This is a genomic window from Providencia sp. Marseille-Q8014 (assembly GCF_965112055.1).
This window is the reverse complement of sequence record NZ_CBCOPT010000001.1, coordinates 3,879,752-3,901,688: the sequence shown is the minus strand read 5'-3', so window position 1 is coordinate 3,901,688 and position 21,937 is coordinate 3,879,752. Positions and strand designations below refer to the sequence as shown.

The 21,937-nt window shown below is 43.0% G+C and carries 17 protein-coding genes and 4 tRNA genes; 16 read left to right on the top strand and 5 right to left on the bottom strand.

Annotation, left to right across the window (positions count from 1 at the left end; translation table 11 throughout):
• Positions 1 to 3 precede the first annotated feature (3 nt).
• The 15 genes from wecB (at position 4) to ACWPW6_RS17335 (ending at position 12,914) form a co-directional block, all read left to right on the top strand.
• A complete protein-coding gene (wecB, locus tag ACWPW6_RS17405; protein ID WP_163863284.1) occupies positions 4 to 1,134 on the top strand; it encodes a non-hydrolyzing UDP-N-acetylglucosamine 2-epimerase in 1,131 nt (376 codons plus the stop codon).
• Positions 1,131 to 2,393, top strand: coding sequence for a UDP-N-acetyl-D-mannosamine dehydrogenase (wecC, locus tag ACWPW6_RS17400; protein WP_154624222.1), 1,263 nt, complete (start codon positions 1,131 to 1,133; stop codon positions 2,391 to 2,393). Before wecB ends, wecC begins: the two co-directional genes overlap by 4 nt.
• Positions 2,390 to 3,457 (top strand): dTDP-glucose 4,6-dehydratase, encoded by a 1,068-nt coding sequence (gene rffG / locus ACWPW6_RS17395; RefSeq protein WP_154624223.1) that lies wholly within the window; start codon positions 2,390 to 2,392, stop codon positions 3,455 to 3,457. Before wecC ends, rffG begins: the two co-directional genes overlap by 4 nt.
• A 9-nt stretch (positions 3,458 to 3,466) precedes the next feature.
• Positions 3,467 to 4,348: a glucose-1-phosphate thymidylyltransferase RfbA gene (gene rfbA / locus ACWPW6_RS17390; protein WP_154624224.1), complete on the top strand. Its 882-nt coding sequence runs from the start codon at positions 3,467 to 3,469 to the stop codon at positions 4,346 to 4,348.
• The gene (gene rffC, locus ACWPW6_RS17385; RefSeq protein ID WP_163863282.1) at positions 4,326 to 5,066 is read left to right on the top strand and encodes a dTDP-4-amino-4,6-dideoxy-D-galactose acyltransferase; all 741 of its coding nucleotides are present in this window, start codon (positions 4,326 to 4,328) and stop codon (positions 5,064 to 5,066) included. The genes rfbA and rffC overlap by 23 nt, the downstream gene beginning before the upstream one ends.
• Positions 5,053 to 6,183 (top strand): dTDP-4-amino-4,6-dideoxygalactose transaminase, encoded by a 1,131-nt coding sequence (rffA, locus tag ACWPW6_RS17380; protein WP_154624225.1) that lies wholly within the window; start codon positions 5,053 to 5,055, stop codon positions 6,181 to 6,183. The genes rffC and rffA overlap by 14 nt, the downstream gene beginning before the upstream one ends.
• Positions 6,183 to 7,433, top strand: coding sequence for a lipid III flippase WzxE (gene wzxE, locus ACWPW6_RS17375; protein WP_257759870.1), 1,251 nt, complete (start codon positions 6,183 to 6,185; stop codon positions 7,431 to 7,433). The genes rffA and wzxE overlap by 1 nt, the downstream gene beginning before the upstream one ends.
• Positions 7,430 to 8,512, top strand: a complete 1,083-nt coding sequence (locus ACWPW6_RS17370; RefSeq protein WP_249999472.1) for a TDP-N-acetylfucosamine:lipid II N-acetylfucosaminyltransferase — start codon at positions 7,430 to 7,432, stop codon at positions 8,510 to 8,512. The genes wzxE and ACWPW6_RS17370 overlap by 4 nt, the downstream gene beginning before the upstream one ends.
• Positions 8,509 to 9,864: an ECA oligosaccharide polymerase gene (gene wzyE / locus ACWPW6_RS17365; protein WP_154624228.1), complete on the top strand. Its 1,356-nt coding sequence runs from the start codon at positions 8,509 to 8,511 to the stop codon at positions 9,862 to 9,864. Before ACWPW6_RS17370 ends, wzyE begins: the two co-directional genes overlap by 4 nt.
• Positions 9,865 to 9,873: 9 nt before the next feature.
• On the top strand, positions 9,874 to 10,611 hold the full coding sequence (wecG, locus tag ACWPW6_RS17360; RefSeq protein WP_154624229.1) for a lipopolysaccharide N-acetylmannosaminouronosyltransferase: 738 nt from the start codon (positions 9,874 to 9,876) through the stop codon (positions 10,609 to 10,611).
• A gap of 303 nt (positions 10,612 to 10,914) precedes the next feature.
• Positions 10,915 to 12,303 carry a bifunctional threonine/serine APC transporter ThrP gene (gene thrP / locus ACWPW6_RS17355; RefSeq protein ID WP_163863278.1) on the top strand — a complete coding sequence of 463 codons (1,389 nt, stop codon included), beginning with the start codon at positions 10,915 to 10,917 and terminating at the stop codon, positions 12,301 to 12,303.
• 169 nt (positions 12,304 to 12,472) lie between these two features.
• Positions 12,473 to 12,549 (top strand) — tRNA-Arg (locus ACWPW6_RS17350).
• Between the two features lie 81 nt (positions 12,550 to 12,630).
• Positions 12,631 to 12,706, top strand: a tRNA-His gene (locus ACWPW6_RS17345).
• Positions 12,707 to 12,721: 15 nt separating this feature from the next.
• Positions 12,722 to 12,807: transfer RNA gene (locus ACWPW6_RS17340), tRNA-Leu, on the top strand.
• 30 nt (positions 12,808 to 12,837) lie between these two features.
• Positions 12,838 to 12,914, top strand: a tRNA-Pro gene (locus ACWPW6_RS17335).
• A 1,044-nt stretch (positions 12,915 to 13,958) separates the two neighbouring features.
• On the opposite strand, the gene ACWPW6_RS17330 is transcribed toward ACWPW6_RS17335, so the two are convergent.
• From ACWPW6_RS17330 to hemC, 5 genes are all read right to left on the bottom strand, one after another.
• Positions 13,959 to 14,186 carry a hypothetical protein gene (locus tag ACWPW6_RS17330; RefSeq protein WP_154622326.1) on the bottom strand — a complete coding sequence of 76 codons (228 nt, stop codon included), beginning with the start codon at positions 14,184 to 14,186 and terminating at the stop codon, positions 13,959 to 13,961.
• A 329-nt stretch (positions 14,187 to 14,515) separates the two neighbouring features.
• The gene (hemY, locus tag ACWPW6_RS17325; RefSeq protein WP_163863276.1) at positions 14,516 to 15,709 is read right to left on the bottom strand and encodes a protoheme IX biogenesis protein HemY; all 1,194 of its coding nucleotides are present in this window, start codon (positions 15,707 to 15,709) and stop codon (positions 14,516 to 14,518) included.
• Between the two features lie 2 nt (positions 15,710 to 15,711).
• Positions 15,712 to 16,938, bottom strand: coding sequence for a uroporphyrinogen-III C-methyltransferase (gene hemX / locus ACWPW6_RS17320; RefSeq protein WP_249999470.1), 1,227 nt, complete (start codon positions 16,936 to 16,938; stop codon positions 15,712 to 15,714).
• Between the two features lie 3 nt (positions 16,939 to 16,941).
• The gene (locus ACWPW6_RS17315; protein ID WP_249999468.1) at positions 16,942 to 17,697 is read right to left on the bottom strand and encodes a uroporphyrinogen-III synthase; all 756 of its coding nucleotides are present in this window, start codon (positions 17,695 to 17,697) and stop codon (positions 16,942 to 16,944) included.
• A complete protein-coding gene (gene hemC / locus ACWPW6_RS17310) occupies positions 17,694 to 18,638 on the bottom strand; it encodes a hydroxymethylbilane synthase (protein WP_154622904.1) in 945 nt (314 codons plus the stop codon). The genes ACWPW6_RS17315 and hemC overlap by 4 nt, the downstream gene beginning before the upstream one ends.
• Before the next feature lie 722 nt (positions 18,639 to 19,360).
• Between hemC and ACWPW6_RS17305 the strand changes: the two genes are divergently transcribed.
• A complete protein-coding gene (locus tag ACWPW6_RS17305; protein WP_163863272.1) occupies positions 19,361 to 21,934 on the top strand; it encodes a class I adenylate cyclase in 2,574 nt (857 codons plus the stop codon).
• The last annotated feature ends 3 nt before the right edge of the window (positions 21,935 to 21,937 follow it).

Sequence of the window (21,937 nt, the reverse complement as noted above, 5' to 3'; positions counted from 1 at the left end):
ACTGTGAAAGTATTGACTGTATTCGGCACTCGACCTGAAGCCATCAAAATGGCTCCGTTGGTTCATGCACTTGCTAATGATGCGGCTTTTGAAGCCAAAGTCTGTGTGACGGCCCAGCACCGAGAAATGCTCGATCAGGTACTGAAGCTATTTGAGATCACGCCTGATTATGATCTCAATATTATGAAGCCAGGGCAAGATTTAACAGATATTACGTGTCGTATTTTGGAAGGATTGAAAACGGTATTTGCCGATTTCCAACCGGATGTTGTTTTAGTCCATGGTGATACTGCAACGACGATGGCAACCAGCCTCGCTGCCTTCTACCATCGTATTCCTGTTGGGCATGTGGAAGCAGGATTACGTACGGGGAACCTATATTCGCCATGGCCGGAAGAAGCCAATCGAAAAATTGCGGGTCATCTCGCCATGTATCATTTCGCTCCCACAGAAAACTCGCGTCAAAATCTACTGAAAGAGTCTATCCCAGATAAGCATATTTTTGTGACAGGGAATAGCGTGATCGATGCTTTATTGTGGGTACGCGATAAAGTGATGAGCGACCAGCACATGGCCGAAAAATTGGCGGCAAATTATCCCTTTATTGATCCAAATAAAAAAATGATTTTAGTGACGGGGCACCGCCGCGAAAGCTTTGGTGGAGGCTTCGAGCGTATTTGTCATGCATTAGCTGAAATAGCTCAAAGTCATCCGGACGTTCAGGTGGTTTACCCTGTGCATTTAAATCCAAATGTTAGCGAGCCTGTCAAACGTATTTTGCATGGCATTGATAATATTATTCTGATTACTCCACAAGAGTATTTGCCCTTTGTTTATTTAATGAATCATGCTTATCTAATCTTAACAGACTCCGGTGGCATTCAAGAAGAAGCGCCATCGCTAGGTAAGCCCGTTTTAGTGATGCGGGATACGACCGAACGTCCTGAAGCGGTTGATGCGGGAACAGTACGTCTTGTGGGTACAGACACACAAAAAATTGTTGCAGAAGTTAATAGGTTACTGACAGATGAAGCGGAATATCATGCAATGAGCCGCGCTCATAACCCTTATGGTGATGGTCATGCTTGTCAGCGAATTCTTGAAGCACTAAAAAGCAATCAGGTGAAATTATGAGTTTTGAAACTATTTCTGTTATTGGCCTTGGGTATATTGGTTTACCAACAGCGGCAGCTTTTGCATCACGTAAAAAGCAAGTGATTGGTGTTGATGTCAACCAGCATGCGGTTGATACCATTAATCGCGGTAAAATCCATATTGTCGAACCTGAACTGGACCTTGTTGTAAAAACAGCGGTTGAAGCAGGTCACTTGAAAGCATTTACTAAGCCACAACCTGCCGATGCTTATTTGATCGCAGTACCAACTCCGTTTAAAGGTGAGCATGAACCTGACCTGACTTATGTCAGAGCAGCCGCAGAGTCGATCGCACCTGTGTTGAAAAAAGGGGATTTGGTTATTTTAGAGTCAACGTCTCCTGTTGGCACAACCGAACAGATGGCGGAGTGGATGGCTCAAGTCCGTCCAGATTTGACGTTCCCTCACCAAGCGGGTGAAGACGCTGATATTGATATGGCTTATTGTCCGGAACGTGTTCTGCCTGGGCAGGTGATGGTTGAGTTGATTAAAAATGACCGTGTTGTCGGTGGTATGACACCTAAGTCATCCTTGCGTGCTAGTGAGCTGTACAATATTTTCCTTGAAGGTGAATGTGTTATTACTAATGCCAGAACAGCGGAAATGTGCAAATTAACTGAAAACAGTTTCCGTGATGTGAATATCGCATTTGCTAATGAATTATCACTGATTTGTGCCGAGCAAGATATTAACGTGTGGGAATTGATTAGCTTGGCTAACCGCCATCCACGCGTCAACATTCTACAACCAGGTCCTGGTGTCGGCGGGCACTGTATCGCTGTCGATCCATGGTTTATTGTGGCGCAAAACCCCAAACAATCTCGCTTAATTCATACGGCTCGTTTAGTGAACGATGGCAAGCCTATCTGGGTTGTCGACCAAGTCAAAGCTGCTGTAGCGGATTGCTTATCTGAGACAGGTAAAAAAGCCAGTGAAGTGACTATTGCTTGTTTTGGTTTGTCATTTAAACCCAATATTGATGATTTACGTGAAAGCCCAGCCATGCATATCACTAAAATGATTGCGAATTGGAATACAGGTAAAACCTATGCGGTTGAACCGCATATTGAAGCGCTACCAACGTCTCTTAAAGGGATTGCGGAATTAGTTTCGATTGAGACCGCAGTGAATGAAGCCGATATCATTTTGATGTTGGTTGATCATACGGTCTTTAAAGGAATCCAAGGTTCTGCTATTCCACAGAAATGGGTTGTGGATACAAAAGGAGTTTGGCGTTGAAACGTATTCTAATTACGGGTGGAGCGGGATTTATCGGTTCTGCTGTTGTGCGACATATTATTGAGAACACTCGCGATAGCGCAATTGTTGTCGATTGTTTGACCTATGCCGGTAATTTAGAGTCACTCAGTGAAGTCTCTAACAGTGATCGCTATGCGTTTGAACAAGTGAATATCTGTGATCGCATAGCGCTAGACCGCGTGTTTGCTGAATATCAACCTGATGCGGTGATGCATTTGGCTGCTGAAAGCCATGTAGACCGTTCTATTGATGGCCCTGCGGCGTTTATTGAGACCAATATTGTTGGCACTTATACCTTACTTGAGGCCGCACGCCACTATTGGATGGGGCTGGATGGCAATAAGAAAGCGCAATTCCGCTTCCATCATATCTCTACTGATGAAGTCTATGGTGATTTAGAAGGTCCTGATGGTTTCTTCACTGAAACAACACCTTATGCACCAAGTAGCCCTTATTCAGCATCTAAAGCATCGAGCGACCACTTAGTACGCGCGTGGCATCGTACTTATGGGTTGCCGACCATGATCACGAATTGTTCAAATAATTATGGGCCATATCATTTTCCAGAAAAATTGATTCCATTAATTATTCTCAATGCATTAGCCGGCAAGCCATTACCTGTTTATGGCAAAGGCGAGCAGATCCGTGATTGGTTATTCGTTGAAGACCATGCGCGGGCATTACATTTGGTGGCAACCACGGCTCAGCCGGGGACAACTTATAACATTGGTGGGCACAATGAGCGCCGTAATATTGATGTTGTTAACACCATTTGTGAATTGCTTGAAGAACTTCATCCTCAAAAACCGCAGGGTGTTGCACATTATCGCGATTTAATTACCTATGTGACGGATAGGCCTGGGCATGATATGCGTTATGCCATTGATGCTGACAAAATAGCGCGTGAGTTAGGGTGGACACCACAAGAAACCTTTGAGTCGGGGATCCGCAAAACGGTGTTGTGGTACCTCAATAATGAGACTTGGTGGCGTCGTGTGCAAGATGGCTCTTATGCCGGTGAACGCCTTGGTTTAGGCGCTTAAGGGGGGATCATGAAAGGTATTATACTTGCTGGTGGTTCGGGAACTCGTTTACATCCTATTACGCGAGGCATCTCGAAGCAGTTGTTACCCATCTATGATAAGCCAATGATTTATTATCCATTGTCAGTGCTAATGCTGGCAGGGATCCGTGAAATATTGATCATTTCTACGCCTGAAGATTTGCCGATGTTTAAACGCTTGCTGGGTGATGGTCATGAATTTGGTATCGAGCTGAGCTATGCTGAACAACCCTCTCCTGATGGCTTGGCTCAAGCCTTTATCATCGGTGAAGAGTTTATAAATGGTGATGCATGCTGTTTAGTGTTAGGCGATAACATTTTCTTTGGGCACTCGTTTAGCCCAAAACTGAAATCCGTTGCGGCGAGAACCCAAGGTGCCACGGTATTTGGTTATCAGGTCATGGATCCTGAGCGTTTTGGTGTCGTAGAATTTGATGACGATTTCAAAGTGCTATCGATTGAAGAGAAACCGAAAAAGCCACTGTCTAACTGGGCAGTCACTGGGCTTTATTTTTATGATCACCAAGTGGTTGATTTTGCAAAGCAGGTGAAACCATCTGAACGCGGTGAGTTGGAAATTACCTCAATCAACCAGATGTATCTCGATAAAGGTGAGTTGAACGTAGAGTTATTAGGCCGAGGTTTCGCTTGGTTAGATACAGGTACTCACGATAGCCTGATAGAAGCGGGTACTTTTGTTCAAACTGTTGAAAAACGTCAAGGTTTTAAGGTTGCCTGTCTAGAAGAAATCGCATGGCGTAATGGTTGGTTAACTGACGAGCAAGTCAAAATGTCAGCTAAACAACTCAGTAAGACAGGGTATGGTCAGTATTTAGAGGATCTACTCCGTGTCCGTCCGCGCCAATATTGATTATTTATCATGGGAGTCTGAGTTTTTCGGACTCTCAACAGCAAAGCTAGACTTCACTGCTCCTCAGGCAGAGATGATCCTTGCAAGCCAATTAGATGACTATGCGATAACTCAAGCCAAAATACGGGCTAATGAAACAGAGCGCTTAGATGAATTAAGGCGGCTTGGTTTCTCTTTGGTTGAAGGGGAAGTCGATTTTGCGCTGACTGTTGGCATAGAAAATGCTTACTTGAATAGTGATTTACGGAAAAAAGTGCGCATTGAACCCGCGGTTACTGAAGATATACCTGTATTGCGTCAGGTAGCGGAGCAGGTTTTTAGCCAAAGCCGCTTTCGAACGCCTTGGTATCGTGAAGGTGATAGTGGACGCTTTTATGCATTGTGGATAGAAAAAGCAGTCTTAGGCACTTTCGATCATACCTGTTTATTAGTCAAAAATGTGGCAGGAGATATTTTAGGTTTCGTTAGTTTAAGGCACCTTGATGATGACACAGCACGTATAGGCCTACTCGCTGTTATGCCGAATGCTCATGGGCAGGGAGTTGGTCGTAAATTGATGTCAGCAGCCGTTGTTTGGTGTGAGCAGCACAAAAAAAGACAGTTAAATGTGGCCACTCAAATAAGCAATATTGCGGCATTGAATCTTTATTCACGTAGTGGTGCGGCAGTTGCTAGCACTGCATATTGGTTATATAGGGGACAACATGATTCCATTTAATAAGCCACCCGTTGTAGGAACAGAATTAGCATATATGAAGCAAGCCATGGAAAGCGGCAAGCTGTGTGGTGACGGTGGTTTTACAAAACGTTGTGAAGAGTGGATGGAAAAGCGTTTTAATTGCCCTAAAGTCCAGCTAACACCTTCTTGCACAGCGTCATTAGAAATGGCGGCAATCCTGATTAATATTCAGCCTGGTGATGAAGTGATCATGCCAAGCTTTACCTTTGTGTCTACTTCTAATGCGTTTGTACTGAGAGGGGCAACCATTGTTTTTGTCGATATTCGTCCAGATACAATGAATATTGATGAAACCAAAATCGAAGCTGCCATTACTGAACGTACTCGTGCAATTGTTCCTGTTCATTATGCGGGCGTAGCCTGTGAAATGGACACCATCATGGCAATAGCCCAAAAACATAACTTATTTGTGATTGAAGATGCGGCTCAAGGGGTGATGTCGACTTATAAAGGTCGTGCACTCGGAACGATTGGCCATATTGGCGCTTACAGTTTTCACGAAACGAAAAACTACTCTTCTGGTGGTGAAGGTGGCGCCACGTTAGTGAATGATAAGTCTCTGATTAACCGTGCTGAAATTATTCGTGAAAAAGGGACTAACCGTAGCCAATTTTTCCGTGGACAAGTTGATAAATATACGTGGCGCGATATCGGCTCCAGCTATTTGTTGTCTGATTTACAGGCGGCTTATTTATGGGCTCAGCTTGAGGAAGCAGACAAGATTAATGACCGTCGTCTGTTGTTATGGCAGCGTTATTATGATGCTCTAGCACCTTTAGCACAGGCAGGCCAGTTAGCATTACCTATCGTACCGGAAGGATTAAAACATAATGCACATATGTTTTATATCAAGTTGAAGGATGTCGAAGAGCGTACTGCTTTCAATGACTATATGAAGTCAAATGACATTTTAACGGTATTCCACTATGTTGCGTTACATACCAGCCCTGCTGGAGAGAAATTTGGGCGTTTCGATGGCGAAGACCGTTATACAACAAGTGAGAGTGACCGTTTAGTACGTCTGCCAATGTTCTACAACATGACAGATGAGGAACAGCAAACGGTTATCACAAAAATTAAGGCGTTTTTTGCCTAATGTCGTTAGCTAGAGCATCGGTTTGGACTGCGGGGTCTACCTTGATAAAAATCGGGGCAGGCCTGCTTATTGTTAAGTTATTAGCAGTCACATTTGGCCCCAGTGGGGTAGGACTGGCGGGAAACTTCCGCCAGTTAATCACTGTGTTAGGGGTATTATCGGGCGCGGGTATTTTCAATGGGGTGACCAAATATATTGCGGAACACCATGAAGACCCTGAAAAATTGCGCGCGGTATTAGGGACCTCTTCAACACTTATTCTTGGTTTTTCGACGTTATTGGCGCTGGTATTTCTATTTTTTAGTGCCCCGATCAGTGAAGCGCTCTTTGATAGTCGGGAGTATCAATCGGTCATTCAAGCTGTTGCCTTGATTCAGATGGGCATTGCCTACGCTAACTATTTTTTGGCGATCCTCAAGGGATATCGGGATGCGTCGGGTAATGCACAATCCATTATTTTTGGTAGCATAATTGGTGTTGTTGCCTATTATTTATGCTATACGTTCGGTGGTTATGAAGGGGCATTAGTCGGATTAGCTTTGGTTCCGGCGTTAGTGGTTTTACCTGCTATCGGGATGATTGTTCGCCGTAAGCGGTTTGCATTATCGATGTTGAAACCGGCTTGGAATAAGGCGATTGCCACCAACTTAGGTAAATTTACCATTATGGCGTTAATTACGTCGGTCACTTTACCTGTCGCCTATGTCATGATGCGAAACTTGTTGGCTGCAAAATATAGCTGGGATGACGTAGGTCTATGGACGGGAGTTAGCACTATTTCGGATGCTTATTTGCAGTTTATCACTGCAACATTTTCCGTGTATTTGCTGCCTACACTTTCTCGATTACAACACAAGAATGAGATCTCTGCGGAGATCATTAAGACGCTAAAATTTGTATTACCTGCTGTTGCCGTTGCAAGCTTTATGGTGTGGCTATTACGCGATTTCGCAATTTGGCTACTGTTCTCCGAAAAATTTAATGGCATGCGCGATTTATTTGCATGGCAATTGGTAGGGGATGTACTGAAAGTTGGCGCTTATGTCTTTGGCTATCTGGTGATTGCGAAGGCGGCATTACGTTTTTATATTTTAACTGAGGTGAGCCAGTTTATCCTCTTAATGGGCTTTTCCCATTGGTTGATACCTATGCATGGTACGATAGGGGCAACACAAGCCTATATGGCAACATATATCGTGTATTTTCTCCTCTGTTGTTGTGTATTTTTGATTTACCGTAGGCGAGTATGACAACCTTAATACATGTACTGGGATCTGATCTCCCTCACCATAATCAAACGGTGCTGACGTTTTTTAATAATGTGATCTGTAAAGAAAAAGCAGTGTCACAGAAACCCCATTTTATGGTGGTGAGCCTCGATGATCAGATGGCCAATGCTTATCCCGAGTTGGATATCGAAGTCTTTGACAGCAAAAAGGCGATCGCAGATGCGGTGATTCGTCGGGCAACATCCAACCGAAGAGAACGTTTTTTCTTCCATGGCCAATTTAATGCACCTATTTGGCTCGCTTTGCTGTTTGGCAAAATTAAATCACACCAATTTTGGTGGCATATTTGGGGTGCAGATCTCTACGAAGAGTCTAATTCGATAAAATTCAAATTGTTTTATGTATTACGTCGTTTAGCACAAAAGAAGGTAGGGCATGTTTGCGCGACCCGAGGTGACTTGTGTTACTTTCAGCAATTTAACCCTAAAGTCCCTGCATCGGTATTGTATTTCCCAACACGCATGGACCCTGCACTCACGCTAAGTGAACGTCCAGCACGTCAGGGCGATACATTGACAATACTATTAGGTAACTCAGGTGATCGATCAAATCGTCACACAGAGGCGCTGAGAGCGATTAAACAGCAATTTGGTGAGCAGGTCAGCATTATCGTGCCTATGGGTTACCCTGCAAATAACCAAGCTTATATCCAACAGATCGAAGAAACCGCACAAACACTGTTTGCGGCGGGTCAGGTGAATATTTTAAAAGAACGTATGGAATTTACGGATTACCTGAATTTATTGAAAACCTGTGACTTAGGCTATTTTATTTTTAATCGCCAACAAGGTGTGGGAACGGTGTGTCTGCTGATTCAATTTGGGGTCCCATTTGTCATCAGTCGACAAAATACATTTTGGCAAGATTTGACGGCACAGAATGTCCCAGTATTCTTCTATGGGGATGAACTATCGTTGGAATTAGTTGATGAAGCACAGCGCCAGATGGCGTTGCTGGATAAGCAACATATTGACTTTTTCGCGCCTAACTTTACCGATGGTTGGAAAAAAATCTTAGGTATTGCGGAGGAGAAAGCATGACCTTAGCAGAGTTAGGCGGCTTATCGCTTGTCTACCTGATTTCCATCATTTTTATGGGCACGTTACTCTATAAAGAGTTCAGACGTGTGCGCTTCAATTTTAATATTTTCTTTTCATTACTGTATTTACTGACGTTTTATTTTGGTTTTCCATTGACGTGTGCATTGGTGTTTCAGTTTGATGTGGCAGTCGTGCCTGCGGAGTACTTATTGTATGCGCAGCTTGCAGCGACAAGTTTTTATGCCATCTATTATGTAGCCTATAAAACACGCCTAACAAAAAGCGCCACTGTCGCTAAGCGGCCGCTGTTCACGATGAATAAAGTTGAGACTCACTTAACCTGTTTATTGCTGATAGCTGTTGCCGTCGTGACAGTGGGTATTTTCTTCTTACAGAATGGCTTTTTATTATTTAAGCTTCAATCATATAGTCAGATATTCTCCAGTCAGGTTTCAGGCGTTGCATTAAAGCGTTTTTTCTACTTCTTTATTCCTGCAATGCTGATTGTTTACTTCCTACGCCCATCCCAGAAACGTTGGGTCTTCTTTCTTGTCAGTACTGTGGCATTTGGTTTTTTAACCTATGTCATCGTGGGCGGAACTCGTGCAAATATCATCATCGCGTTCGCACTATTCTTATTTATTGGTATCGTAAGAGGGTGGATCACGCTATGGATGCTAGTTGCGGCAGGGGTTGCAAGTATTGTCGGCATGTTCTGGTTAGCGCTAAAACGCTATGGTTTGGACGTGAGTGGTGCCGAAGCTTTCTACACCTTCTTGTATTTAACCCGAGACACATTTTCGCCTTGGGAAAACCTTGCCTTGTTATTGAGTTACTACGACAAGATTGAGTTTCAAGGGCTGGCACCGATTGCACGTGATTTTTATGTGTTTATCCCATCGTGGGTATGGCCAGATAGGCCTGATACCGTACTGAACTCAGCTAATTACTTTACTTGGGAAGTCCTTAATAACCATTCTGGATTAGCCATTTCTCCGACTCTCATCGGCTCATTAGTCGTGATGGGCGGTGTGCTATTTATCCCTTTAGGGGCAATTGTCGTTGGGTTAATTATCAAATGGTTTGACTGGATTTATGGTATGAGTCTGAAAGAGTCAAACCGCTATAAAGCTGCAATTATGCAAGCGTTTTGTTTTGGTGCCATTTTTAACATGATTGTTTTGGCACGTGAAGGCGTCGATTCTTTTGTGTCACGAGTGGTCTTTTTCTGCCTGATTTTCGGACTTTGTTTGATTTTGGCGAAATTACTGTACTGGTTATTTGAAAGTGCGGGGCTTATTCGGGCAAAAGCATCTTCTTATCTAAGAAGCCAACGTCGCGAAGACCGCTAAAGGAGCATTATGGAACAGCAATCTATTCCGCAATATAGTATCAGAGGCCACCAAATTTGGGGGTTTAAAGATATGGCACATTTTCTGGATCATCTGTTTGCTGATGGCGAGACTCAGTCAGGGACTCTGGTTGCAATCAACGCTGAAAAAGTCATGACGGCGGAAAAAGATGCTGCATTAAACACCTTGCTTGGCCAAGCCGAATACCTATATGCGGATGGTATTAGTATTGTGCGCGCTATTCGCCGTAAATATCCACAGGCTCAAGTTTCTCGTGTTGCAGGCGCTGACCTTTGGGAGGCGTTAATGGAGCGAGCAGGGAGGGAAGGAACGCCGGTTTTCTTAGTCGGAGGCAAACCTGAAATTCTTGAACAAACAGAAGAAAAATTACGTTCTCAATGGAATGTGAATATTGTTGGTTCACAAAATGGTTATTTTACAGCAGAAGACCGAGATGCTCTGTTTGAGCGTATCCGAGCCAGCGGCGCGAAGATTGTGACAGTTGCGATGGGGTCGCCAAAACAAGAAATTTTCATGCGCGATTGCCGTAAAGTTTACCCTGAGGCATTGTATATGGGGGTCGGTGGTACTTATGATGTTTTCACCGGTCATGTGAAGCGGGCGCCCAAAATATGGCAAAACCTTGGGTTAGAGTGGCTGTATCGCCTGCTAGCACAACCCACACGTATTAAACGACAATTTAAATTATTAAAATTTTTAGCTTATTACTATGGTGGTAAGCTTTAAAGAGCCTTCACGCGCCATGGTATAAGATGCCGTGGCGCGTTTTCTCATCGTTCTTATCAAAAATATCAGACTAACTGCTATTTTATCTTTGTAATAACAAAAACGTTACTTCTGGCCTCTTCTCTCAATTATTTTTATAATCCATCAAAAATATATGCAATGCATGGGCTTTTAGCTTAGTTTAATGCTTATATCATGTTTTTCGGCTATTAAAATAGTCGTTTTATGAAGATGAAATCATACTTATTACTATAAATACTCATAAGTCGTGATTTGTTTTTTGGGTAACGACAGGGGGAATGAATGGAAAGCTCACAACAAGAACGACCTCAAGGATTGCAACGAGGCTTAGAAGCGCGGCATATCGAGCTCATTGCGCTAGGTGGAACAATTGGTGTTGGCCTATTTATGGGTTCAGCCAGCACATTAAAATGGGCAGGGCCATCGGTTTTGCTCGCTTACATTATTGCCGGTATTTTTGTGTTTTTTGTCATGCGCTCAATGGGCGAAATGTTATTTGTTGAGCCAGTAACAGGTTCTTTTGCCTCTTTCGGCTATAAGTACTTAAGCCCATTTTGGGGCTGCTTAACGGCATGGGGCTATTGGTTTATGTGGGTTGCTGTCGGTATCTCTGAAATTACGGCAATAGGTGTCTATGCTGAGTATTGGTTCCCAGACGTCCCTCAATGGATATTTGCGTTGATCGCGGTGGTTTCCGTTGCACTTGCAAACCTTGCGGCAGTTAGGCTCTATGGAGAGCTAGAGTTTTGGTTTGCTATGATAAAAGTCACCACGATTGTGGTTATGATACTGATTGGGTTGAGTCTCATTTTTTTAGGCATTGGCAATAATTTTGAACCGATTGGCCTTGCGAATTTGACGGATCATGGCGGGTTCTTTGCGGGTGGCTGGAAAGGTTTTTTATTTGCTTTGTGTATCGTAGTTGCTTCTTATCAGGGCGTCGAATTAGTCGGGATCACCGCGGGTGAAGCGAAAAATCCACAGGTGACATTGAAAAAAGCGATCAATAATATCTTATGGCGTATTTTAATTTTTTATGTTGGCGCTATTTTCATTGTTGTTACGCTGTTTCCGTGGACGGACGTTGGGCAACAAGGTAGCCCGTTTGTATTGACCTTTGCTAAGGTAGGTATCGCGTCAGCGGCGGCGGTGATAAATTTTGTGGTGCTGACTGCGGCGCTATCAGGCTGTAATAGCGGTATGTACAGTGGTGGCCGTATGTTATATGCGTTAGCCCAAAATAGACAACTCCCCGCCTCACTATTAAAACTGACACGTAATGGCGTACCAGCGCGCTGTGTTGGCTTGACTATCTTATGCTTATTGGTAGGTTCGAGCCTAAACTATATCATTCCTAACCCTGAACAAGTTTTTGTTTATGTGTACAGCGCGAGTGTTTTACCTGGCATGGTGCCTTGGTTAGTGATATTGACCAGTCAACTGCGTTTTCGGCAGCAGAACCAAGACAAGATTGTTGGACATCCGTTTAAATCGATTCTGTTTCCATGGGTGAACTACGCAACGTTACTGTTTTTAGCTTGCGTGATAGTCGGCATGGCGATTAACCCTGATACCCGCTTGTCGTTAATTGTTGGTGCGATCTTTTTATTGACGGTTTCTGCGCTTTATTTCTTACTGCGCACACGCAACCGCGCGAAGAGTCAGTGCTAATTCGCTATCATCATCACGCTGTTGATTGACCAATATTGCGATAAAGAGAGAAAAAATGCTCTCTTTATCGACGAAATGCGCAAAAGGCAAGCAATCGAAAATTTTATTGAAAAAAGGACTAGACAGAACCTCATTAAATCCGTACTATCCACACCCGCAACGGCGTTAAGCGCCCGTAGCTCAGCTGGATAGAGCGCTGCCCTCCGGAGGCAGAGGTCTCAGGTTCGAATCCTGTCGGGCGCGCCATTAAATTAGCGTGCTGCTACGGTTGGCAAAACAAAGTTGTATGTAGTATAATAGCAACGCTTTGAATAAAGTGAAGTTATGGTGGCTATAGCTCAGTTGGTAGAGCCCTGGATTGTGATTCCAGTTGTCGTGGGTTCGAGTCCCATTAGCCACCCCATTCTTTTGTGACATTGCGAGGGTGGCGGAATTGGTAGACGCGCTAGCTTCAGGTGTTAGTGTCCTCAGGACGTGGGGGTTCAAGTCCCCCCTTTCGCACCACGAAAAGAATGTAAAGTAGATATACCCTATCGGCGAGTAGCGCAGCTTGGTAGCGCAACTGGTTTGGGACCAGTGGGTCGGAGGTTCGAATCCTCTCTCGCCGACCAAATTTAAAGAACCCCGCTTTAATCAGCGGGGTTTTTGCATTTAGAAGCGCGCAAAATCAGCTTATTCATTGGTACGAGCTACCTTTGGCACGGGTGTACCAATCATCAATTATCAATCATTATTCAAACCCCAAACCCCAAACCCCAAACCCCAAAACCCAAACTCCAAAACCCAAACTCCAAAACCCAAAACCCAAACCCCAAACCCCAAACCCCAAACCCCAAAACCCAAACCCCAAAACCCAAACCTTCGACATTAACTCCAACGTCAACTTCAAGTGCCAAATAAACGGTAAGCATGACTGAACGTATTTAAATGTCTGTGCGTTAAGAATGACCGTTTATGGTTCCCGATATACTCATTGACTGGTTATCTGTTAGAACAAATGCGACTGAGGGCTTTATGAAGAAAATCATAGCTAATAGACTGTTTATATTTGTTATTTTTTCTATCTATTCGTCTGTGTCGCAAAATAGATACAAACCAGTATCTCAGTGTCGCCAAATGGAGACATATAATGCATTGATTTTTAATAGTAAATTATCCAGGTGATTTTGATGTCTCTGAATTGAGACAGCTTTGTTGTTAAAAAAGGATGCTAACACAGCCTCATGTAAGGCAGAGGGAAAATGGCACTATATAAAAAACTGCTAGGATTGCGTTAGGCGTGTTTTTTCCGATGAAATGGGATAATAGAAAGAAAAAAGGCCATTCAAAAAAAGTTGGCACGCATTCTGCATTATCTATTGTGTAGATGCTCATTCCACTTATTATGACAGCAATGCTTCATAAACCCAGGAATGATGCAAAGCCGATTATCGGTGCCTATTGTCCAATATAGATGAACAAGAGCTAATCCTCTTCTCATCAACCCGTGGACGAAACGTTGAGTGAGGCACCATCCGTCTGTAGACCTGATTGTATATTTACACCTGCCTTGCTGGCAGGTGTTTTTTTTTATATGAACTCATCGACTAGAGCGATTTCCCTCTGTACAGCATGATGCTGCTACGGAAGGAAATCAGAAATTCATTTGTATGACATTAATTTTTGCGATTACAAAACCACTTGCTGAACCAGCGAGTGAGGTAGGTATAACACAAAATAATAAATGTAATGATGAAAACGTCTTTATTTAGATCAACAGTATCGAAACCAATGATAGAGATAAAAACAAAAGGTGACAGAATTAAAAGTAGCAGGTCGAAAAATACTTGTAGTCGATTCGGGGTTGAAATGATCCAGCGCCAAATAGTTTTAATTACATTCATGTAGATGTCCTGAGTTCGATTAAATCAAAAACAATGTATTATTTATACACTATGTAAATGGTATATTACAGAACAACCGTTATTTTGTTTGATGTTATACAACAATTAGGCGTTTTTCAGTCTAATTTGTGCTTTTTAAATATCATGGCGACTGATAACAGCCGTCAATATAATGTATTTAAATAAGTTTAATTAGGCTAATACTGTTAATCATATTATGAGTGATAAAAATGTTTGATTAAATATGATGGTATTTAGAATAAAAATAGCGGATAAAAAAACTCCACTTATAAAGTGGAGTTTTTCGTTTATATATTTCAAAATAGTTTTTAAGAACGTTCTTTTTTGAGTGAATGCAGTAAGGCTTCTTGACGTATTTTAGCGGCTTCCTCTGCTTTGTGCAGTTTATCGAGGGCATCGGCTAACCAAGCGGCATCATGAGCATCAAAACGTTGCGCTAATGCGGCTTTGAAATAAGTCTCTGCGTGTTCCCATTGCGCATGCTGTAATGCGATTTGCCCCATTGTACTATTGAGTAATGGTGTTGCTCCTGACTGCTTAACCAGTTGCTTTAATACTTTCTCAAGCTGTTCTGGTTTATCGCTACGGAGTCTTGGTGCGAGGAGTAATAAGCGCTCATCATATTGCTGTTTCAAACCATCAATCACAATTTTTTCAGCACTTTCGATATCATCACATTCAATCAAATGTTCAGCTAAGAAGGACTGTAAAGCCGTTTCATGACGGATTTTTCGTGGCTGAGCTTTCCACCACTGTTTCAAGCCTTCACTACCATTTTCAGCCATACATTGATTCATCAAGCCCTTATAAGCTTTCAGTTTTAATGCCTCTAACTCATCTTCGTTATGAAGTTGTGTTTTCGCCATAATCGGTAGCAGTTCAATCAGTGCCTGATAAGCCCCTGAACGTAAGTAGGCTTGTTCAGCAAGACGTAGTACTTCAGGGTGGCGGGGTGCTTGATCGAGAAGTTTATCGACCCCCGTTCGAGCCGCATACACTTCGCCTTCAGCCAATTGAATACGAACACGGCTGATATCGACGGGAAGTTGGTCGTTACCAGCAACTTCGGCGGCTCTATTGAGGTATTGATGAGTTCGATGCTCATCTCCACGCTGTTGTGCCGCTTCAGCGGCAAGTAAATAGTTAATCACTGGCTGCTGAGAAAAATCCGCGTGTTTACTCATCAGTTTTTCAACTTGGTCGAAATCGCCTTCGGCAAGTTTGAGTAAGGCTTTTTGTGTTTGTGAGTGCGCTTTATGGTATTTACGCCCACTGACCCAGCCTTTAGTTCGTGAAGTGGTGCTAATAAAACGACGGTAACACCAGCCAAGGAACAGCAGGACAAACTGGAGCAACACAAAGCACAGCACTAAGTTAGTGACACTGGTGGTGATATCATAATCATCTGTACGGATGAAAACATAACCTTGGTGGCCCGCTAAGAGAGGGCCTAAGATAATACCAGCGATAAGCACAATAAAAAGGATCAGTACTTTAATCATAATTACCCCTTCTGCTCATTGGCTGGTGCATCAAGAGGTGCTGCCTCTGAATCTTCAGGTTTTGCGACTGCTTTTTCAGGCTGTTTTTCTTCTGTTGGTGCAGCTTCAGCAGGCGTATTAGCCACTTCTTCTGACTGTGCCAACAGATTACGAACGCGTGTTTGCATTACTTTTTCAAGTTTAGGTTGGCTTTCTAAAGCATCAGGCATCTCAGTCGCGATCGGTTGATTTATTAAATCATCAACTTCAGCTAAGAAGGCTTTTGTTGCCGGAGCGTTAACATCAAAATAAGCACGAACCCAAGTAGAAACTTGTTCGAGTGACTGTTTATAGGTTTCTTCTTGATATCGAGGCACCGCTTGTGCAGCGATCAACAATTGAGAACGAATGTTTTCACGTAGATAGATATCTTGATTTGGTGCCAATAATGGGGCTTCTGAACCGTCACGAGCACGTACGGTGATAAAATCATTAGTAAAGTTTTTCCAACTCCGTGATAGATTTTGCTTCCAATCCGCTATATTGCTGGAGACTTCTCCTTCATCTTCAGCTTTCACATCACCGCTGTTAATCTCATTGAGGCGCAAGTTATCGACTTCATTACTCAATTGATTCAAACGAAGAATAATACCGTCATAATCGACTTGATTGATCGCCGCTAAGCTAGCAATATCATTTTTAATGGCTTTACGGATATCAAGCAGGCTAGGGTCATTCATTTCAGCAAGACTAGAATCCGCACTTTTTAAGAGTACCGCGGCCGTGACTGGGTCGTGATCATTCCATAATTTTCTTCCTGCCATTTTGACCATAAAATCAGCCTGTGCCAGCAACCAACTTTTAACATCTGAGCTTGAGAGCGTATTAACATGTGCTTGTAGCTCTTGCATATGACGGTTGAGCTGCTCTTCATATTCACGAGTCTGTGTTTTGATTTCTGACTGCGAGGCGAACAGCGCATCCAAGCGCTGGCGGTCAACTTTTTGCTGTTCGGCTAAATCATTCAACTGTTGCTTCAATTCGTTATTTTCATTCACGAGTTGCGCATTACTTTGTTGAGTAAAATAATAAATACCACCACCAATGGCGATGATAATTGCGATAGCGATGGCACTACCGATGAGACCAGAACGTTTTTGCTCCGAAGACGGCTTGGGTTGGCGGTTTTTTGGGGTCTCCGCGACAGTTTCATTATTAACCGTTTCGGTAGAATTATTTTGTTCCGTCATAAATTAGCATCCCATGTCGGTTGAAAATAAGGCGTCCAATAAAGCATTATTTTCTGCGCTATTTGCCACACAGACCTTTTTCCAACCATTTTGGCGGGCTTGGTCTGCAATCCGTTCGCTGACAACTAATAAGCGGCGATTGAACCACCATTCTTTGGTATTTTCAGCGATTAATTGATTGAGTAAGGCTAACATTTGACCACTACTGATCACAATATCAGTAATATTTGCATTAACCCATTGTTGATTAAACTCTGTTTTATCGTATAAAACAGGGTGTCTCGCATAACACTCACAATACTCAACCTCTGCACCTCTGGAACGTAATGTTGAGGCTAGGAGCTCCCTTCCTCCGTTTCCGCGTAATAGAAGTGCACGTTTACCTTCAAGAAATTGTAATTCAGGAAGGCTAAGTAATGCTTCACTGGTCTCACCGTGCTCTGGCCAACGGATAGTGCGACCTGTTAACGCCTCAAAATACTGGCCGGTTGAACGACCTATCCCATAGTAGGATAACTTATCTGACCAGTTGCGTCCTGCTTGTTTAAGGGTTAAATGTGCATACCAGACCGCATTTTTAGATAAAAGAAAGACTAAATCGTGTTGATCAAGCTGCTGAAGGCGTGATCCCAGTAAATTTAATTCAGCACCCGGCGCAATACTAATGAGCGGGGAAGCGAAAGCATCGCCTCCCTTTGCTTTGATTGCTGCGATGAGTTCGCAACCAGCTGGCTCAGGCCGCGTGACTAGTACTTTCATGCCGGTGGATTCCCTTGGTAAACCACAGAGAGAATTTCGCGGGCGCCTTTATCGAGTAATTCCTCAGCAAGAGAGATCCCTGCTTGTTTTGCTTGTTCTGGGGCGATTAAACGCTCGCCACGAATGACTTGGCTACCATCTGGCGCCCCCACTAAAGCACGTAGCCAAATTTGGTTATTTTGCCAAATCGCATAGCTCCCAATAGGTACTTGGCAACCGCCTTCAAGGCGCATATTCATAGCACGTTCCGCGAGAACACAGATGGCTGTTTCATCGTGGTTAAGTTTTTCGAGTAGTTGACGAGTACGCTCATCCTCTAAGCGGCACTCAATACCCACCGCACCTTGTCCCACGGCTGGTAAGGATTGTTCAGGCGCTAATGCAGTACGAATTCGCGCTTCTAAACCTAACCGTTTCAGCCCCGCGACGGCCAAAATTATGGCATCGTATTCGCCATTATCCAGTTTCGAGAGCCGAGTTCCCACGTTTCCGCGTAGATCGCGGATAATGAGGTCTGGGCGTAGTTCTCGTATTTGGCATTGGCGGCGTAAACTGGACGTTCCCACTATGCTACCGCTAGGTAGAGCCTCAAGGCTGTCAAAGTGATTAGACACAAAAGCGTCACGTGGGTCTTCACGCTCACAGATCGTGACTAAACCGAGCCCTTCTGGAAATTCAACGGGAACATCCTTCATTGAATGCACTGCGATGTCTGCGCGTTTTTCCAGTAAAGCTAACTCTAATTCTTTAACAAATAGACCTTTTCCACCTACTTTAGCTAAGGGAGTATCTAAAATAATATCGCCTTTAGTCACCATCGGTACCAGTTCAACCTGCAAACCGGGGTGTAGTTGTTCGAGCTTCTCTTTAACAAAGTGTGCTTGCCACATAGCTAAAGGGCTTTTACGTGTTGCAATACGGACGATATTTATTGAAGTCATTTCGTTGCTTTCTCAGGCATAAAGGCCATAGATTAACCATACAATTATCCCTAGTTTTAACATTTTAGCGATGGATTTTCCAGTTAACGACGCTAAAGCTAACGATTCATTAATTGCCTTATTAATAGAAAGCGTCTCTTTTTGATAAGGTTGCTGCGACATAAATCATCAAAAAAAGAAAGTAATGCAAAGGATTGTTTAGCTATTTGTGCGGTTAAAGTCGTAAACAAATTTCAATTTAAGTCAATTTAGTGGTGAAGCGTTCAAGCACAGGCCTAATGCGAAATACGTTTGTGATGGATGCTTGGTGTGTTTTTTTTGAGCAATCAGATGATTTGTTATTATTCCATTGATAAACAAGGGATATTCAGTCGCTATAAAAAATAAAAAGCCTTTTTATACAATATGTTGAAAATTAATTTGTATCAAAAATACACAGATAAAATTATGTGATCTACTTTACCCTTTTGCCGCAAGGTGTTAAATTGATCACGTTTCCGACAATTCATTTGAAAATAAATTTAAACTTACTTTTAATTAACGCGAGATGTCGCTAGGCGGCAGGTCGATAAGTCGCTAGGCGTTGTAAAAACCAGGTAACTAGCGCAAGTCAGCATCGTTAGTAGCGCTGCAACTTGAAGTATGACGAGTAGATATTTCTCTTTATTGGGTGCTGGGTATTCCCAGATTTGTCGTTAAGTTCATTCAGCCAGGCGTATCCCTTGTATCTCTATATTGAAACTCTAAAACAGAGACTTGATGCGATAAACCAACTTCGGTTAGATCGTGCGACAGCGTCAATGGATGAAACCTTCTGTAAGGTTTACAGTCTGCTGCCTGTCTTATTTCATTATCATCACCCAATGATGCCTGGCTATATTGAAGGAAACGTCCCTCATGGTGTGTGTTTCTTCACGCCTGATGATGACCAACAAACATGGTTGTCGCAATTTGAAAAATATCTTCCCTCAGCAGATAAAGCGAATGGTGAACTTCCTATCACAGGCATTTATTCCATGGGGAGTACATCATCGATAGGTCAAAGCCAATGTTCAGATATTGATATTTGGGTTTGTCATCCCTCTTGGTTGGATAGTGAAGAAAAGCGCCTATTACAGAAAAAATGCACATTAATCGAACAGTGGGCGGCTTCTCTTGGCATTGATGTGACGGTTTTTTTGATCGATGAAAATCGTTTTAGACACCATGCGAGTGGCCATATTGGCGGAGAAGATTGCGGTTCAACACAACATATTTTATTGCTTGATGAATTCTACCGTACCGCGGTACGTATGGCGGGTAAAAGGCTGTTATGGACCATGGTACCCGTCGAAGAAGAACATCATTATGATGAATATGTGATGTCGCTTTATGCTCAGGGGGTATTAACGCCAAATGAATGGCTAGACCTCGGTGGATTGGGCGAACTGTCTGCCGCTGAATACTTTGGTGCAAGTTTGTGGCAATTATATAAAAGTGTCGACTCACCTTATAAAGCGGTTTTAAAAAGCTTACTATTAGAATCTTATTCGTGGGATTATCCAAAAGGCAAATTACTCGCATTAGAATTTAAACGCCACCTCCACGCTGGCGAGATAGTTTGTTACGGTTTAGATTCTTATTGTTTAATGTTAGAGCGTGTTACCCGCTATTTAATCGAAATTAATGATACTACTCGCCTTGATTTAATTCGTCGTTGTTTCTACCTCAAAGTCTGTGAAAAACTCTCCAAAGATACTGAAGATGAATGTTCTGGCTGGCGCCGTGATGTACTTTCACAGTTAGTTGAATCGTGGGGGTGGGGTGCTGAACGTTTAGAGATGTTAGATTTGCGCAATCAATGGAAAATTGAGCGTGTTCGTGAAGCCCATAATGAGTTACTCGACACGATGATGCAAAGTTACCGTAACCTGATCCGCTTTGCTCGTCGTAATAATTTAAGTGTTAGTGCTAGCCCACAAGATATTGGCGTATTAACCCGTAAGTTATATGCTGCTTTTGAAGCGCTACCGGGTAAAGTGACACTTGTTAACCCGCAAATCTCTCCAGACCTCAGTGAGCCACATCTTACGTTTATTTATGTTCCTTCTGGCCGCGCGAATCGTAGCGGTTGGTATTTGTATAACCAAGCACCACATATTGACACCATTATTGGTCATCAACCGCTCGAATATAACCGTTATTTGAACAAACTGGTCGCTTGGGCTTACTTTAATGGATTACTAACTGAAAATACTCAGGTGTATATGCATCATGGTCAGTCTCAATGTGATGAGAAGAAGTTACTTGAATTGATGCATGACGTTTCGGGGCATTTTCCGATTCGCTTACCGGCCCCAACGCCAAAAGCCTTGTATAGTCCTTGTGAAATCCGCCACTTAGCCATTATCGTCAATTTAGAAAAAGATCCGACACAAGTTTATTCAGACCAAGTGGTACATTTTGATTTCAGAAAGCTAGACGTGTTTAGTTTTGGTGAAGAACAACGTTGTCTAATTGGTAGTATTGATCTGCTGTATCGCAACTCTTGGAATGAAGTGAGAACACTTCACTTTAGCGGCGAACAATGCATGTTAGAGGCACTCAAAACCATTTTAGGTAAAATGCATCAAGATGCTGCGCCGCCAGATGCGGTGGAAGTCTTCTGCTATTGTGAGCATTTACGTGGCCTAGTGAGAACACGTGTACAACAGTTGGTTTCAGAGTGTATTGACTTGCGTTTATCAAGTAATCGCAATGACCCCGGTCGTTTCAAAGCGTTACGGATTGCTGGGCAAACATGGGGCTTATTCTTTGAACGGTTAAATGTTTCAGTTCAGAAACTGGAAAATGCGGTTGAGTTCTATGGGGCCATTTCTCACAATAAATTACATGGTTGGCCTGTCAAATTAAACGCCAAAGAAAATAACCATTTACCCGCCGTTGTTGACGGTTATGCAAGTGAGGGTATCGTACAGTTTTTCTTTGAAAATACCGCAGATAACACAGGCTTTAACATTTATGTTTTAGATGAAGCCAACCGAGTGGAAATTTATTCTCACTGTGAGGGTTCCAAAGAAGACTTAGTACGAGACGTTAGCCGTTTCTATTCATCGTCTCATGACCGTTTTACGTACGGTGCTAATTTTATTAATTTTAATTTGCCGCAGTTCTATCAAATTGTGACTCATAAAGGCAAAAGCCAAGTGATACCCTTTTCAGGCGGAACTTGGCCTTTCGATATTGAAGAGCAGGATGAATTAATGAATGCAGGGCATTTTGATACTTCACCGCATCATCAAGCCCATCATTATTGAGCG

Excerpts from the sequence above, each read along its gene's own strand:
- wecC (WP_154624222.1), top strand. The coding sequence starts at position 1,131 with ATGAGTTTTGAAACTATTTCTGTTATTGGCCTTGGGTATATTGGTTTA.
- rfbA (WP_154624224.1), top strand. The coding sequence starts at position 3,467 with ATGAAAGGTATTATACTTGCTGGTGGTTCGGGAACTCGTTTACATCCT.
- rffA (WP_154624225.1), top strand. The coding sequence starts at position 5,053 with ATGATTCCATTTAATAAGCCACCCGTTGTAGGAACAGAATTAGCATAT.
- wzxE (WP_257759870.1), top strand. The coding sequence starts at position 6,183 with ATGTCGTTAGCTAGAGCATCGGTTTGGACTGCGGGGTCTACCTTGATA.
- ACWPW6_RS17370 (WP_249999472.1), top strand. The coding sequence starts at position 7,430 with ATGACAACCTTAATACATGTACTGGGATCTGATCTCCCTCACCATAAT.
- wzyE (WP_154624228.1), top strand. The coding sequence starts at position 8,509 with ATGACCTTAGCAGAGTTAGGCGGCTTATCGCTTGTCTACCTGATTTCC.
- wecG (WP_154624229.1), top strand. The coding sequence starts at position 9,874 with ATGGAACAGCAATCTATTCCGCAATATAGTATCAGAGGCCACCAAATT.
- thrP (WP_163863278.1), top strand. The coding sequence starts at position 10,915 with ATGGAAAGCTCACAACAAGAACGACCTCAAGGATTGCAACGAGGCTTA.
- ACWPW6_RS17330 (WP_154622326.1), bottom strand. The coding sequence starts at position 14,186 with ATGAATGTAATTAAAACTATTTGGCGCTGGATCATTTCAACCCCGAAT.
- hemY (WP_163863276.1), bottom strand. The coding sequence starts at position 15,709 with ATGATTAAAGTACTGATCCTTTTTATTGTGCTTATCGCTGGTATTATC.
- hemX (WP_249999470.1), bottom strand. The coding sequence starts at position 16,938 with ATGACGGAACAAAATAATTCTACCGAAACGGTTAATAATGAAACTGTC.
- ACWPW6_RS17315 (WP_249999468.1), bottom strand. The coding sequence starts at position 17,697 with ATGAAAGTACTAGTCACGCGGCCTGAGCCAGCTGGTTGCGAACTCATC.
- hemC (WP_154622904.1), bottom strand. The coding sequence starts at position 18,638 with ATGACTTCAATAAATATCGTCCGTATTGCAACACGTAAAAGCCCTTTA.